The sequence below is a fragment of the Arthrobacter sp. KUASC02 genome (genome assembly GCF_059739395.1).
Map to the genome: position 1 here is coordinate 3,345,303 of NZ_AP046053.1, position 14,998 is coordinate 3,360,300.

The following is a 14,998-nucleotide window of genomic DNA, read 5'->3' on the forward strand; positions in this document are numbered from 1 at the left end:
CGAGACTGCACACCTCCACCACGCGCGGAAGGTTGACTTCTTTCCGTTCGGCCATCTCTGGCGCCCTCTTCGGTCCGTGTTTCCCGTCCATGAACCCACTATCCCGCCGACCTCCGACAATAAGACGAGCGATAAAGACCTAAGCGAAAAGACCGAGCGACAATGCGACTCAGAGGGAACTAGGCTGGACCGGTGACCCGCCTTATTCTTGCTTCCCAGTCCCCCGCACGCACCAAACTGCTGAGCCACGCCGGCATCCGGCACGAGATCCTGGTTTCCGATGTGGATGAAGACGCGGTCCAGGCCCGCTACGGCGTGACGGACCCGCACGACACCGCCCTGCTGCTGGCCCGCGCCAAGGCGGAGGCCGTGGCCTCGCTGCCCGAGGCGGAGGGTGCACTGGTGCTCGGCTGCGATTCCGTCTTCGAGTTCGACGGAGAGGCACACGGCAAGCCGTACACGGCCGACGTCGCCAAAGAGCGGATGCTGCGCATGAGCGGCGCCATGGGCGTGCTGCACACGGGCCACTGGCTGGTGGACTGCCGCGACACCGAGCCGGACGACGACGCCGACGCCGAATCCGGTTCCGACACCAGCACCGGCACCGGCACGGGCGCCACCCTGGGCTCCGTCACCTCCGCGGAGGTCCACTTCATGGATATGGGCGTCGACGAAATCGATGCCTACATCGCCACCGGCGAGCCGCTCCAGTGCGCCGGTTCGTTCACGATCGACGGCTACGGCGGGGCCTTCATCCGCAAGGTCGACGGCGACCCGCACACCGTCGTCGGGCTTTCCATTTCCACCCTCCGCGCCCTGCTGGGGCAGGCGCAGGTGGGCATTACCGAGCTGTGGACCGGCGGCGCCATTGACCCCGCAGAAGTCCGCGCTGAGTGAGCCAATTCGCAACTCTTTGTAGCTTCCCTACAAAGGACCGGAGCTTTACACGCGGAATCCGCAAGTAATATCGGCGGAACCCTCAAAATCGCGCTAGGCTCCCTGAAGGAAAGAAGGAGACGCCTTGTCAGCAAATACGGAGCAGTCCGCAAGTCCAGAGCAGTCCACCGCCCCCAGCCACGCAGGTGCCGCCCTGACGAGCTCCAAGCGGCTGAGTAAAGTCCTGATCGCCAACCGCGGCGAAATCGCAGTGCGCATCATCCGCGCCGCCCGCGACGAAGGCATCTCATCGGTGGCCGTCTACGCCGACCCGGACCGTGACGCCCTGCACGTGCGCCTGGCGGACGAAGCCTACGCGCTGGGCGGCAACACTGCCGCCGAGTCCTACCTGGTGATGGAAAAGCTCATCGAGGTCGCCCACGAGTGCGGCGCTGACGCCATCCACCCTGGCTACGGTTTCCTGGCCGAAAATGCCCAGTTCGCGGCCATGGTCATCGGCGCCGGCATCACCTGGATCGGCCCGTCCCCGGAGGCGATCTCCGCCCTCGGCGACAAGGTCCAGGCCCGGCACATCGCCGAAAAGGTCGGCGCTCCGCAGGTCCCCGGCACGGCCGACCCCGTGGAATCAGCCGAGGAAATCCTCGAGTTCGTGGACAAGTTCGGACTGCCCGTGGCCATCAAGGCTGCCTTCGGCGGCGGCGGGCGCGGCATCAAGGTGGCCCGCACCCGCGAAGAGATCCCCGAACTTTTTGAATCCGCCGTCCGCGAGGCCGTCGCTGCTTTCGGCCGCGGAGAGTGCTTCATCGAGCGCTTCCTGGACGCCCCGCGCCACGTCGAAACCCAGTGCCTCGCGGACGCCTACGGCAACGTCGTGGTGGTTTCCACCCGCGACTGCTCCCTACAGCGGCGCAACCAGAAGCTTGTGGAAGAAGCCCCGGCACCCTTCCTCACCGAAGAGCAGAACCGCCGCCTGTACGAGTCCTCCAAGGCCATCCTCAAGGAAGCCGGCTACCTCGGTGCCGGAACCTGCGAATTCCTGGTGGGCCAGGACGGCACCATCTCCTTCCTGGAGGTCAATACCCGTCTCCAGGTGGAGCACTGCGTTTCCGAGGAAGTCACCGGAATCGACCTTGTCCGCGAACAGTTCCGGCTGGCCCGCGGCGAAAAGCTGGGCTACGACGATCCGGAGGTGCGGGGACACTCCATTGAATTCCGCATCACCGGCGAAGACCCGGGCCGCAACTTCATGCCCGCCCCCGGCACCATCACCACGCTGAAAAACCCCACAGGACCCGGCATCAGGATTGACTCCGGCGTGGAGCAGGGCGATGTCATCAGCGGCAACTTCGACTCGATGCTCTCCAAGCTGATCGTCACAGGCGCCACCCGCGAGCAGGCACTGCAGCGCTCCCGCCGGGCCCTGGAGGAGATGGTGGTGGAGGGCATTCCCACCGTCATTCCGTTCGACCTCGCTGTGGTCACCAACCCCGACTTTGCGCCTGCGGAAGGACCGTTCAAGGTCCACACCCGCTGGATTGAGACGGCTTTCGTCAACGACATTCCGGCGTGGACGCCGAACGGCGCCGAGGGTGAAGCGCCCGACGCCGGCGATCGCCAGCGCGTCGTCGTCGAGGTGGGCGGCAAGCGCCTTGAGGTGGTGCTGCCAGCTTCGCTCGGTTCGTTCAGCAGCGGCGGCGGCCCGGCCAAGCCGGCCAAGGCCAAGAAGCGCTCCCGCTCCGGCGGGCCGGCTGCAGCCGCCGGCGGCAACGCCTTGACCTCCCCCATGCAGGGGACCATCGTCAAGGTGGCCGTCGCCGAAGGCGACGTTGTTGCCGAAGGTGATCTCGTCGTCGTGCTCGAAGCGATGAAGATGGAGCAGCCGCTCACGGCGCACCGGGGCGGCACCATCACCGGCCTGGCCGCCATCGCGGGCGAGACGGTGTCCGCCGGTGCCGTGATCGCCACGATCGAGGACTGAACCCGCCTGCTCACCTTTCAGCTCGTACCACAGCATTACCAGCCGCCCCCGGCGCGCCCATGGCGCCCGGGGGCGGCTGCATGCAGACTTAGCGTGTGAAGCCATTTCTCCTTCTTGCATCACGCGCCGAGGACAGGGCGGCCGAGGAAGAATACGAAGCCTACCTGCGCTACGGCGGCCTTGAGCCCGCCCAACTCCGGCGCATCCGGATGGAAGCCGGGCCCCTGCCGGAGCTGGACCTCTCCGCCTACTCCGGCGTCATTGTGGGCGGCAGCCCCTTTACATCCAGCGACCCCGCGGACCACAAAAGCGCAGCCCAGCACCGGGTGGAGCGAGAACTGCGCCTGCTGCTGGACCGTATTGTGCCGGCCGATTTCCCGTTCCTGGGGGCCTGCTACGGTGTCGGCACACTCGGCCTGCACCAGGGAGCAGTCATCGACAGGACGTACGGCGAGGGGCTGGGCGGCACCACCATCAAACTGACGGCGGAAGGACTGCAGGATCCCCTCCTGCGCGGACTCCCGGAAAGCTTCACGGCCTTCACCGGCCACAAGGAAGGCTGCACCGTCCTCCCCTCCCACGCGGTACTGCTGGCCAGTTCAGCGGCCTGCCCGGTGCACATGTTCCGGATCAAGGCCAACCTGTACGCCACCCAGTTCCACCCCGAACTGGATGCGGAAGGGCTGGTCACCAGGATCGACATCTACCGCCATGCCGGCTACTTCCCGCCCGAATCGGCCGAAACGCTGATGAATGACGCCCGGCAGTTCACCGCCACGGAACCGATGAAGATCCTCCGCAACTTCGTGGAGCGCTACGCAAAGTAGCGCCGGAAACGACAAAATGCCCGGTACCCCCAAGGGGCACCGGGCATTTGTTGCGGGCGAAACGGCTCAGGCTACGTTGTTCTCGTAATCCAGGTCCCGTGTTTCCTTGCTCAGGAACAGGGCGATGAGGGTCAGCACGGCCATGGCGCTGAGGTAGACACCCACCAGCACGGGGCTGCCCTTCGCCATCTCCCAAAGCCATACCGCAATGAACGGGGCCACGGCAGCACCCAGGATGCTGGAGACGTTGTAGCTGACGGCTGATCCCGTGTAGCGGACGTTGGTGGGGAAGAGTTCCGGAAGCAGCGCGCCCATGGGACCGAAGGTCAGGCCCATCAGGGTGAAGCCGAGGATCAGCAGGGCCATGGTGCCCACGAAGCCGCCGCTGAACAGCGGCACGAACAGCATGCCGAAGACGAAGATCCCGGCGGTGACGCCGATGAGCATCTTGCGGCGGCCGTACTTTTCAGCCAGCGGGCCGGAGACCAGGGTGAAAATGCCGAAGAACACGACGCCGGCAATCAGCATCCACAGGAAGTCGTTGCGCGTGAAGCCCAGGCCGGGGACGAACGCGGCCGCTGCGGCCTCGCTCATCGGCTTCCCTGCCTTTTCCGCGGCCGCCTTGGCGGCATCCAGCGTGGCGGGGCGTGTTCCGTAGGTGAGCGTGAACGTGGTCATCAGGTAGAACAGCACGTACGTGGCCAGCATGATGAACGTGCCCAGGATGAGCGGGCGCCAGCTGGTCTTGAAGACGCGGGCCAGCGGGAGCTTGGCAACCTCGTTGGATTCCAGCACTTTGGTGAAGGCGGGGGTCTCGATCAGCTTCAGGCGGACGTAGAGTCCGATGATCACCATGACGGCGCTGAGCAGGAACGGAACGCGCCAGCCCCAGGCTTCAAACGCCTGCGGTGACAGTGTGTAGCTGGCCACCAGGAAGATGACGTTGGCAATGATGAACCCGATGGGTGCACCCAGCTGCGGGAACGTGCCGTAGATGGCGCGCTTGTTGGCGGGGGCGTTCTCGGTGGCCAGGAGGGCTGCGCCGCTCCACTCCCCGCCGAGGGCCAGGCCCTGGGCGAAGCGCATGACCACCAGCAGCGCCGGAGCCCAGAAGCCCCAGCCCGGAACCAGTGCGGTGGGGAGGCAGCCGATCAGGAACGTGGCGATACCCATGGTCAGCAGCGATGCCACCAGGGTGCCCTTGCGGCCGAACTTGTCGCCGAAGTGGCCGAAGACAATCGATCCGAGCGGGCGGGCAATGAACGCGACGCCGAACACGGCGAAGGAGCTCAGCAGCTGGGTGGTCTCGTTCTGTCCGGGAAAGAACAGCTTGGGGAATACGAGCACGGCGGCCGTGGCGTAGACGTAGAAGTCGTAGAACTCAACGGTGGTGCCGATGAGGCTGGCGACGATCACGCGCCCGCGCGAGTTAACCTGCTTGGCTGACCCCGGCTGCGGTGAGGTGGCAGTGGATGACATGTAGTAACGCTTTCGTGAGAAACCGGACGGGTGCCCCAAAAGACTGCCCGGCTAAGGGATACGTATCTCTCAATAATAGTTCCCGCTGTCCAGCGACTGGACAAACAGTCCACTATGCGGACTTTTCGATTCGTCTCACTAATTGCGCCTCACGCCGTCACAAATGCCCCGATAGGCAAACTTCACAGCACGTTAACAAACGGCGACGCTTCACGAAACGCGGGCTCCCTACCTTTGAAGAACAACAAACCCCCGAAGGAGGTACACCGTGACTGTTGACCGCACGGCAGAGGCCGGCGCACAGCCCGGCACTACCCGCACCGTTCACGCCCCCGCCCTTGAAGTCCGCCCCGGTCGCTGGATCGCCAACTGGGATGCCGAGAACAAGGAGCAGTGGGAAACCCAGGGCCGCTCCATCGCCCGGCGCAACCTGAACTGGTCCATCTTCGCCGAATTCCTCGGCTTTGTCGTCTGGCAGCTCTGGTCCATCGTGGTGGTCCAGCTCCCCGCGGCAGGCTTCACATTCTCCACCTCTGAAATCTTCTGGCTGATCTCCATGCCCAGCCTGGTGGGTGCCACCCTCCGCATCCCCTACACGTTCATGGTTCCGAAGTTCGGCGGCCGCAACTGGACCATCGTCTCGGCCCTGCTGCTCCTGATCCCCTCCATTGGACTGGCAATGTGCGTCTCCAACCCGGAGACTCCGTTCGGTGTCATGCTCCTGGTGGCAGCACTTGCAGGCTTCGGCGGCGGCAACTTCGCCAGCTCCATGGCCAACATCACGTTCTTCTACCCGGCCCGTGAAAAGGGCTGGGCCCTGGGCCTGAACGCCGCCGGCGGCAACATGGGTGCCGCCGTCGCACAGCTTGCTGTGCCGATCGCCATCACGCTCCTGGCCGCCGGAACCGTCAACCTTCCGGTCGCAGGCCTCATGTGGGTCCCGCTGATCCTGCTCGCAGCGTTCGGCGCCTACAAGTACATGGACAACCTCACCAGCGCCAAGGGTGACGTGGCAGGCTCCATCGCCGCGCTGAAGGAACCGCACCTGTGGATCATGGCGTTGCTGTACATCGGCACCTTCGGATCGTTCATCGGCTTCGCCGGTGTATTCCCCAAGCTCATCAAGGACTACTTCCCCGCCTTCTCCTCCATCGGCGTGGGCACAGTGGCTCTCTCACTGGCCTTCCTCGGCCCGCTGGTCGGTTCCCTGGCCCGCCCCTACGGCGGCCGCATGGCGGACCGCATGGGCGGCGCCCGCATGACCGTCGCAGCCTTTGCTTCCATGGCCGTCATCACCCTCACGATGATCTGGACGCTGCCGCTGAAGAACTTCTGGCTCTTCCTGGTCCTCTTCCTGATGCTCTTCACCGCCAGCGGCTTCGGAAACGGCGCCACCTACCGGATGATCCCCATCATCTTTGCCACCAACAGCCGGGCAGCACGCAAGGGCGCCAGCACGGTGCAGACCCAGCGACTGGCTTCCTCCGCCCTGGGCCTGATCTCGGCAATCGGCGCATACGGCGGGTTCGTCATCCCGCAGGTGCTGAACGCCTCCAACACGGCCAGCGGTTCCTACACCCCCGCTTTCTACGGCTTCGTCGGGGCTTACGTCCTGATGCTGGTGGTCTGCTGGGGCTGCTACATCCGCAATGCCAACCGAAATGCGATGGGACACGTCTAACATGACCACAAGCGCCGACACGCACTGCCCCTACTGCGCTTTGCAGTGCGCCATGACGCTGAAGTCCCCAGCGGCTCTGACCCCGGCTGTCCAGCCGGGGTCAGACCCCGTGCCGGCTCCATCCGCCCAGAGCGTGGCCGCCCCGGCTGGACCCGTCCTCGAAGTTTCCGGCCGCGACTTCCCCACCAACCGCGGCGGACTCTGCCGCAAGGGGTGGACGTCAGCGTCCCTTCTGAGCCACCCCGGACGTGTCACCGAGCCCATGCTGAAGGGCTCCGACGGCGTGCACCGCCCCGTCAGCTGGGATGACGCACTGAAGCTCATCACCGCAGCCGTGAATGACACCCGTGCCCGCTACGGCGCGGACGCTGTCGGCGTGTTCGGCGGCGGCGGCCTGACCAATGAGAAGGCCTACATGCTGGGCAAATTTGCCCGGCTCGCCCTGGGCACGTCCCGGATCGACTACAACGGCCGGTTCTGCATGTCCTCCGCCGCCGCCGCCGGCATGCGCGCCTTCGGCGTCGACCGCGGCCTGCCGTTCCCGCTGACAGACCTCGACGGTGCCAGCACCATCCTGATGCTCGGCTCCAACGTTGCCGAGACCATGCCGCCCTTCGTCCAGCACCTCCAGGGCGCACGCGACGCCGGCGGGCTGATTGTGGTGGACCCCCGCCGTTCCGCCACGGCGGCGTTCACGTCCGACGGCGGCGGCCTGCACCTCCAGCCCCTGCCCGGCACCGACCTCACCCTCCTCCTGGGCCTCTCCCACGTGGTGATCCACGAAGGCCTGGCGGACACCGACTTCATCCAGGCGCGCACCAGCGGCTTCGAAGCCCTCTCCCGCAGCGTCAACGCCTTCTGGCCAGAGCGCGTCCAGTCCCTGACCGGCGTGCCCGCGGACCTGATCCGCGAGACGGCCCGCAGGCTGGCCCACGGTGCCACCAAGGGCGGCAGCTACATCCTGACCGGCCGCGGTGTGGAGCAGCACGTGGACGGCACGGACACCGCCACAGCTGCCATCAACCTCAGCCTGCTGCTCGGCCTGCCGGGTTCCGCCCGCAGCGGCTACGGCACCCTCACCGGCCAGGGCAACGGCCAGGGCGGCCGCGAGCACGGCCAGAAGGCCGATCAGCTCCCCGGTTACCGCAAGATCACCGACCCCGCCGCACGTGCACACGTGGCCGGGGTGTGGGGCGTACCGGAAGCGCTGATTCCCGGCCCCGGCCTCCCCGCCGTCCAGCTCCTGAAGTCCCTCGGACAGCCCGACGGCGTCCGCTGCCTCTTCGTGCACGCCTCGAACATCGCGGTGGCCTCCCCCGATGCCAATGCGGTCATTGCCGGCCTGCGCAGCCTGGACTTCCTGGTGGTCTGCGATTTCTTCGTCTCCGAGACGGCCGCCGAAGCCGACCTCATCCTGCCGGTCCTTCAATGGGCCGAGGAGGAAGGCACGCTAACCAACCTCGAAGGACGCGTCCTGCGCCGCCGCCGTGCCCTGCAGCCGCCCGCCGGGGCCCGCAGCGAACTCTGGATCATGGCGCGGCTCGCCGAAGCGCTCGACGCCCCGTCCACCTACAGCGAGGACCCCGAGACGGTCTTTGAGGAACTTCGCCTGGCCTCGGCCGGCGGGCTCGCCGACTACTCCGGGATCGACTACGCCATGCTGGACCGCGGCGAGGCCGCGTACTGGCCCTACCCTGCGGGAAGCACCGGCACGCCTCGGCTGTTCCTGGACGGCTTCGCCCACGCCGACGGCAAGGCGGTCATGACCCCGGTGGCGCCCCGCCGCCGTCGTGCTCCTGCTGCAGATCCCGCCAGGGATATCAGCCGGGACCTCACAGGTGCCAAAACCATGACGCTCATCACCGGCCGCCTGCTAGAGCACTACCAGTCCGGGTCGCAGACCCGCCGCGTGTCCGAGCTGCTGGAATCCCAGCCGGAGGCCAAGATGCAGATCCACCCTGCCGCGGCCGCGTCCATGGGCATCACCGACGGGGCATTCGTGTCCGTGGCCAACGAGCGCGGCGAGGTGCTCTGCCGGGCCGAACTCAGCACGGCCATCCGGCCCGAGACGGTCTTCCTGCCGTTCCACTTCCCGGAGCTCGAGAGCGCCAACCGCCTGACGGAGGCCGCCACGGATCCCATCTCCGGGATGCCCGAGTTCAAATTCAACAAAGTATGGGTCCGGGCGGCCGCAAACGGACTTCAGCACAGCGTTCTTCAAGCATCGGAGGCCTCATGAGTGAGCAGATTGTAGTTGTTGGCTTTGGTCCGGTTGCCGCACGGCTGATCGACGAACTGCTGCCGGCAGTTCGCAGCGGGCTCGCCCGCCTGACGGTGATCGGCGAGGAAGCAGACGCCGCATACAACCGCGTGCTCGTGGCCGACCTCGGCGTCGGGCGCACCACGGCCGCGGCGCTGGCGCTGTCCGACGCCGCTGCGCTGATCGCCGACGGCGTGGATGTCCGGCTCGGCGTCCGCGTCCGCCGCGTGGACCGCGCCCGGCAGCAGGTGATCCTCACCGATGGCACCACGCCGCACTATGACCGCCTGGTGTTCGCCACCGGCTCCCGTCCGGTTATTCCCAACCTGACCGGCCTCAACCCGGACCCGGCCCACCCCGTGCTGCCCGCCGGCGTGACCGCCCTGCGCGACCTGCGCGACGCCGAGGTGCTTCGTTCGGCCGTTTCCGGCGGCAAGCGCGTGGTTGTCCTGGGCGGCGGCGTCCTCGGACTCGAGACGGCGCTGGCTGCCGCCGAGGAAGGCGCTACCGTGACCGTGGTCCACAACGGACCGCACCCGCTCGGCCGCAACATCGACCGCGGCGGCGGTGCGGTGCTGGCCGCGAACCTGCGCAACTGCGGCGTCCGGATGGCCGGCAACGCGCGCTCCACCGGCCTTGAGCACAACGCTCCCGACGGCGGATTCTCCGCCCTGCTGCTCGATGACGGTTCAGCGATCGACGGCGACCTGCTGGTGCTGTCCTGCGGCGTGCGGCCCCGCGTGGAACTGGCCGAAGGCTGCGGGCTGTCCACGGCCACGGGCATCCTGGTGGACCACAAGCTGCGGGCACACCACGAGCCGCACATTTTCGCGATCGGCGACTGCGCCGAAGTCCGCTGCCCGGATCCGTCCTGCGGCGACTGCCGCACCGCCCCCGGCCCGTCCGGCCTGGTGGGACCCGGCTGGCGGCAGGCCGAGTGGCTCGCCGAGTACCTGACACTTCTTGCCGAGGGATCAGCCGAGGCATCGGCTGAAGGCGGCAGTGAGGCCGCGTCGGCGGAGGTTGCCAATGCCCTGCCGGAACTCCCGATGGAGAAGCCGGGCGTCGTTGTCCTCAAGGCACGCGGCCTGAACATGGCCGTGGCCGGCGACAACGCCGCCGAACCGTGGGACGAGGAAGTACTCACGGCCGGCGCCGTCGACGGCCGCCCGCGTCTGCAGATTGCGCAGTGGGCGGATCCGGAACACGGCCGCTACGTCAAAATGACCACGCGCGGCGGAGTCCTGGAAGGCCTCGTGGCCGTGGGGATGCCGCGCACTGCGGCGGAGCTGGTGTCGCTGTTTGAGCGCGGCGACGAACTCCCGGCCGACAGGTCGCTGCTGCTGCGGCTGGACGGCCCGGACCAGCTGGCTGCCGCTGCCAACACCGACCCGGCGCGCACCGTGTGCCGGTGCGCCGGCGTCAGCGGAACCAAGATCCAGGACGCCGTTACTGACGGGTGCTCCACCGTGGCCGAGGTTTCCGGAGCCACCCGCGCGGGCACCGGCTGCGGCGGCTGCCACTCCGACATCAAGGACATCATCGAAAAACACTTCCAGGCGGCAACAGCCGCCTGACGTGACGTGAAGCGACAGGGGCCCGCGGGGGTCCCTGCCGCTCCTGTGTCCCCGCCTGCTAGCCTGAACCATCATCGAGGGTTGGGGGTGCAGTGAACCAGGCTGCGTGGGGCGTTCTGGCTGCAGGGACACTGTTGGCTTCGGGGTGCGCCGCCCCAGTGGCGGGGCCGGCTGCGTCCGGTACAGAACCAGGTGTCCAGCAGGCTACTGCCACCGTTGCCGCGTCGCCGGAAACGTCCGGCCCCCTTGCGGGTCCTCCCTCCGGCCTTCCCTCGTCCGGCCTTCCGGTGCCGGACTTCTGCGCGGCCGGAGAGATATATTTGGCGCGTTTTCCGGGGCTGTCACGCTATGAGCCCGAAAGCGAAGCCCCGGAGCCCCAGGACTCAAGCGGCTGCGCCTATTCTGAAGCAGCCGGTGACGAAACCAGACCGTTTGCCGTGCTGACTTTTGCGGAACTATCAGAGGCCGACGAGATCCAGGCGTTGCTGACCGCCAGCTGTACGTACAGTGCGTTGGCTCCCGGGGTGACACACGTCGAGGCCCTCGCCCGCGAACGGGGGTGGTCCGCTTGGACCGCCACGGAAAAGGCTGGTGTCTATGAAGCCCAGGTCTGCACCGGCAGCCATATGTACAACGCTTCTTTGGGCAACGTTCCGGGCACCATGCCGGAGGACGCCCTCAAGATCATTCTCGCTGTCATCCGCTAGGGACGCCCGCACGAGGTTTTAGAGGGACCTTGGACCCCTTGCCCTGCACAAGGGGCAAGGGGTGTCATGGAAGCTAGAGTCCGTGGGTCCAAGGGAGGGTTGCCATGTTCGCCGTCACGATCTTCCTGGCCGCGGCCGCACTCATCGTGGTTGCCGCCGTGATGGGCATCGTCTCCCTGCGGAAGCTGGACCGATCCGCCCAGGCAAGAGCACTGATGTGGACGGCAACAGCGATCATGGCCGCGTTTACGGTCCTCGCCGGCCTGTTCATCAGCGGTTACGCCCTGACTGATCCAGGCGGCACCGAAGGCCTCACGATAGTCCTCTCGTGGGCTGTTCCGCTGGCCGCGCTGGCCGTGCTTGCCTGGCTTCGTCCCGGGTGGGCTGCACCGGCGCTGGCCGTGCTGACCGCGTTGCTGGTGGTGGCAGGGATGTGGTTCGCCGTGGATTCCGCATCGTGGCGCGCCTTCGAGAACGCCAATGGCCCCGTCCGCGCCGTCGCAATCCTGGTGCTCGCCCTACCCACAGCAGTCCTGGGCCTGAAACGGACGGGCGCTGCGGGCTGGCTGCTCGTGGCCCTCGGCCTCGGCCCGATAGCCTTCTCAGCCCTGGGGAGCCTCGCTGGAATAGTGTCACTCTCCGCCATCAGCGTGATCCCGCTGATTACCGGGCTGGTGTACCTGGCGGCAGCCCGGATGTCCCGTTCCGCAGAGTCCGCGGAAACCATCCGGGCCGCACCTGCCTAGGCAGGCTCAACCACCGGACGCTACATGTGCACGTGCAGGCGGCGTGCCGCTTCCGAGATGGAACCGCTGAGTGACGGGTACACCGTAAAGGTGCTGGCGACGTCGTCGACGTGCAGTTTCTGCGTCACCGCGATGGAAATCGCGAAGATCAGCTCGGACGCGTTCGGGCCGACCACCACGCCGCCGATCACGGTTCCGGAGCCTTTGCGGGCGAAGATCTTGATGAAGCCGTCGCGGTGGTTGCGCATCTTGGCTCGGGCGTTGCTGCGCAGCGACAGCTTGATCACGTCGCCCTGGTATTTGCCGGAGTCGATCTCCGCCTCGGACACGCCGACCGACGCGATCTCCGGTGAGGTGAAGATGTTGGAGGCCACCTGGTGCAGCTTCAGCGGGGTGACGCTGTCGCCCATGAAGTGGGCCACTGCGATGCGTCCCTGCATGGCCGCGACGGAGGCGAGGGCCAGGACGCCGGTGCAGTCGCCTGCCGCGTAGATGTTCGGTGCCGTGGTGCGGGAGACGCCGTCCACTTTGATGTGTCCGGCTTCGGTGAGGGCCACGCCGGCTTCCTCAAGGCCGATGCCTGCCGTGTTCGGGATGGAGCCCACGCAGACCAGGCAGTGGCTGCCGGTGACCTTGGAGCCGTCACCCAGGGTGACCACCACGCCGTCGTCCGTCCGCTCGACCGTTTCCGCGCGGGAGCGGGAGAGCACCTTTACGCCGCGGCGTTCAAAAACGCCTTCCAGGACCTCTGCGGCGTCGGTGTCCGAGCCCGGCAGCACCCGGTCGCGGCTGGAAATCAGGGTGACCTTGGAGCCCAGGCCGTTGTAGGCGGACGCGAACTCCGCGCCGGTAACGCCGGAGCCCACCACGATGAGTTCCTCGGGGAGCTCGTCCATGTCATAGATCTGCGCCCAGTTCAGGATCCGCTCGCCGTCCGGCCGGGCGGTGGGAAGTTCGCGCGGGTGGGCGCCCACCGCGAGCAGGATGGTGTCCGCTTCCACCGTCTCGGTGCCTTCAGCAGTGAGGACCTCGATGGTGTGGCTGTCCAGCAGCCGGCCGGACCCGATGAGGATGCGCACGCCCTGGTGTTCCAGCCCTGCCCTGATGTCCTCGGACTGCTTCCGCGCAAGGTTGAGCAGCCGGTCGTTGATGTGCTTCAGGTCCGCCCTCATCACCGGGGCGAAATCGCCGCCGTCGACGTCGAACTTCACTCCCAGCTCCCCCGCCTCACCGACGCGGGTCATCAGGTCCGCCGTCGCGATCAGGGTTTTGGAAGGCACGACGTCGGTAAGCACCGCCGAGCCGCCGAGGCCCGCCCGCTCAACGATGGTGACTTGCGCCCCCAGTGAGGCGGCCACCATGGCGGCTTCATAGCCGCCGGGCCCTCCGCCGAGTATTGCGATGCGAGGTGAGCTGAAATCCGGATGCGTAGTCACAAAGATCCATTCTCTACCCATGCGGCGCCGCACACCAATAAAAGGGACCTGCGCCACTGCTGGGCAGGGCGCCGCGGGCACGATAACTTGTACCAGTGAGTAATACAGAATTCCTGAACACGGACCCTTTTGACGCCGCCCGCGCGGCCGCCGACTACATCGCCGAGGAGACGGGCGTGGACAGCCACGACGTCGCGCTGGTGCTCGGCTCCGGCTGGGGCGACGCCGCGGACCTGATCGGCGAGACCACAGCCACGCTGTCCGCGGACGAAGTGCCCGGCTTCCATGCGCCGGCGGTGGAGGGCCATGTAGGCACCATCCGCTCCGTCCTGACCCGGGAAGGCAAGCGCGCCCTGGTGCTCGGCGCCCGGACGCACTACTACGAAGGCAAGGGCGTCCGCGCCGTGGTTCACGGAGTACGGACCGCCGCCGCGGCCGGCTGCAAGGTCCTGGTGGTGACGAACGGCTGCGGCGGCCTCAACGAGGACTGGGCTCCCGGCACACCCGTGCTCATCAAAGATCACATAAACCTCACCGCCACGTCCCCGCTGGAAGGCGCAACCTTCGTTGACCTGACAGATCTCTACTCTGCACGGATCCGCGGACTGGCCCGCGAAGTGGACCCTTCCCTCGACGAGGGCATTTATGCGCAGTTCACCGGACCGCACTACGAGACTCCGGCGGAAGTGCAGCATGCCAAGCGGATCGGTGCCGACCTGGTGGGCATGTCCACAGCGCTCGAAGCCATCGCCGCCCGTCATGCAGGCATGGAGGTCTTCGGCATCTCGCTGGTGACCAACCTCGCCGCCGGAATCAGCCCGGTGCCGCTGAGCCACCAGGAAGTGCTGGAAGCCGGGCAGGCTGCCGGCCCGCGCATCTCCAAGCTGCTCGCCGAAATCATCGCCAAGCTCTGACTACTGCTTCCTGGCGGGCATCAGCCGGCGGAGTACGTCCTTCCGGGAGCCGGGAAACTTCCGCTCAACCGAGGCGGCAATGCCGGCGATGGTCTGCCGGGACAGCGTCTGGCGCCAGACAAGCTCGGCCTGCCGCATGGTCTGCGACACGAGGCAGCTGCGCAGGTAGTCCTCGCCGGGCTCTGCGCCGGGCGTGTTCGCGAGGATGGATTCGCAGCGAAACGCCGGTTCCGGACCTTCAATGGCAAGGACAACGTCCAGCACGGTGATCTTTTCCGCAGGCTGCGCCAGGTGGAACCCGCCGCGGGGTCCGGATACGGAGGACAGGATACCGGCGCGGACCAGTGCCTGAAGCTGCTTGTTCAGGTACGCCGCGGGCAACTGATACAGCTCCGCCAGCCTGGCACTGTTTACGGCTTCCCCGGCGGGGGCCCAGGACATGTTGACGCAGCAGTGCAGCGACCACTCAACCCCCTGCCCCATCTTCATTTTTCAG

12 protein-coding genes are annotated in these 14,998 nt (G+C 66.9%); 9 read left to right on the forward strand and 3 right to left on the reverse strand.

Annotated features, from left to right (window positions below; genetic code table 11):
- Nucleotides 1-192 precede the first annotated feature (192 nt).
- The 3 genes from AC6JAC_RS15460 (at nt 193) to AC6JAC_RS15470 (ending at nt 3,702) form a co-directional block, all read left to right on the forward strand.
- On the forward strand, nt 193-897 hold the full coding sequence (locus AC6JAC_RS15460) for a Maf family protein (protein WP_497965315.1): 705 nt from the start codon (nt 193-195) through the stop codon (nt 895-897).
- A gap of 124 nt (nt 898-1,021) precedes the next feature.
- Entirely contained in the window at nt 1,022-2,875 is a 1,854-nt protein-coding gene (locus AC6JAC_RS15465; RefSeq protein WP_454698010.1) for an acetyl/propionyl/methylcrotonyl-CoA carboxylase subunit alpha, read from the forward strand.
- A 95-nt stretch (nt 2,876-2,970) separates the two neighbouring features.
- Nucleotides 2,971-3,702: a glutamine amidotransferase gene (locus AC6JAC_RS15470; RefSeq protein WP_497965317.1), complete on the forward strand. Its 732-nt coding sequence runs from the start codon at nt 2,971-2,973 to the stop codon at nt 3,700-3,702.
- Between the two features lie 66 nt (nt 3,703-3,768).
- On the opposite strand, the gene AC6JAC_RS15475 is transcribed toward AC6JAC_RS15470, so the two are convergent.
- Nucleotides 3,769-5,181 (reverse strand): MFS transporter, encoded by a 1,413-nt coding sequence (locus tag AC6JAC_RS15475; protein WP_028272515.1) that lies wholly within the window; start codon nt 5,179-5,181, stop codon nt 3,769-3,771.
- A 268-nt stretch (nt 5,182-5,449) separates the two neighbouring features.
- Between AC6JAC_RS15475 and AC6JAC_RS15480 the strand changes: the two genes are divergently transcribed.
- The 5 genes from AC6JAC_RS15480 to AC6JAC_RS15500 all read left to right on the forward strand — a co-directional run bounded on the left by AC6JAC_RS15480 (nt 5,450) and on the right by AC6JAC_RS15500 (nt 12,152).
- On the forward strand, nt 5,450-6,862 hold the full coding sequence (locus AC6JAC_RS15480; RefSeq protein ID WP_028272514.1) for an MFS transporter: 1,413 nt from the start codon (nt 5,450-5,452) through the stop codon (nt 6,860-6,862).
- A 1-nt stretch (nt 6,863) separates the two neighbouring features.
- On the forward strand, nt 6,864-9,101 hold the full coding sequence (locus AC6JAC_RS15485; protein WP_497965320.1) for a molybdopterin oxidoreductase family protein: 2,238 nt from the start codon (nt 6,864-6,866) through the stop codon (nt 9,099-9,101).
- Nucleotides 9,098-10,699, forward strand: coding sequence for an FAD-dependent oxidoreductase (locus tag AC6JAC_RS15490; protein WP_497965322.1), 1,602 nt, complete (start codon nt 9,098-9,100; stop codon nt 10,697-10,699). The genes AC6JAC_RS15485 and AC6JAC_RS15490 overlap by 4 nt, the downstream gene beginning before the upstream one ends.
- A 437-nt stretch (nt 10,700-11,136) precedes the next feature.
- Nucleotides 11,137-11,406: a hypothetical protein gene (locus AC6JAC_RS15495; RefSeq protein WP_454698006.1), complete on the forward strand. Its 270-nt coding sequence runs from the start codon at nt 11,137-11,139 to the stop codon at nt 11,404-11,406.
- Between the two features lie 104 nt (nt 11,407-11,510).
- Nucleotides 11,511-12,152 (forward strand): hypothetical protein, encoded by a 642-nt coding sequence (locus AC6JAC_RS15500; RefSeq protein WP_497965324.1) that lies wholly within the window; start codon nt 11,511-11,513, stop codon nt 12,150-12,152.
- A gap of 20 nt (nt 12,153-12,172) precedes the next feature.
- Here AC6JAC_RS15500 and AC6JAC_RS15505 read toward each other — a convergent pair whose 3' ends face one another.
- Nucleotides 12,173-13,588 carry an NAD(P)H-quinone dehydrogenase gene (locus tag AC6JAC_RS15505; protein ID WP_497965326.1) on the reverse strand — a complete coding sequence of 472 codons (1,416 nt, stop codon included), beginning with the start codon at nt 13,586-13,588 and terminating at the stop codon, nt 12,173-12,175.
- A 95-nt stretch (nt 13,589-13,683) separates the two neighbouring features.
- Here AC6JAC_RS15505 and AC6JAC_RS15510 point away from each other — a divergent pair, with 95 nt between their 5' ends.
- The gene (locus tag AC6JAC_RS15510) at nt 13,684-14,502 is read left to right on the forward strand and encodes a purine-nucleoside phosphorylase (RefSeq protein ID WP_497965328.1); all 819 of its coding nucleotides are present in this window, start codon (nt 13,684-13,686) and stop codon (nt 14,500-14,502) included.
- Here AC6JAC_RS15510 and AC6JAC_RS15515 read toward each other — a convergent pair whose 3' ends face one another.
- The gene (locus AC6JAC_RS15515; protein ID WP_028272507.1) at nt 14,503-14,991 is read right to left on the reverse strand and encodes an RrF2 family transcriptional regulator; all 489 of its coding nucleotides are present in this window, start codon (nt 14,989-14,991) and stop codon (nt 14,503-14,505) included.
- Nucleotides 14,992-14,998 lie beyond the last annotated feature (7 nt).

Coding starts and splice junctions, on each gene's coding strand:
- AC6JAC_RS15475 (WP_028272515.1), bottom strand. CDS start 5,181: ATGTCATCCACTGCCACCTCACCGCAGCCGGGGTCAGCCAAGCAGGTT.
- AC6JAC_RS15485 (WP_497965320.1), top strand. CDS start 6,864: ATGACCACAAGCGCCGACACGCACTGCCCCTACTGCGCTTTGCAGTGC.
- AC6JAC_RS15490 (WP_497965322.1), top strand. CDS start 9,098: ATGAGTGAGCAGATTGTAGTTGTTGGCTTTGGTCCGGTTGCCGCACGG.
- AC6JAC_RS15500 (WP_497965324.1), top strand. CDS start 11,511: ATGTTCGCCGTCACGATCTTCCTGGCCGCGGCCGCACTCATCGTGGTT.
- AC6JAC_RS15515 (WP_028272507.1), bottom strand. CDS start 14,991: ATGAAGATGGGGCAGGGGGTTGAGTGGTCGCTGCACTGCTGCGTCAAC.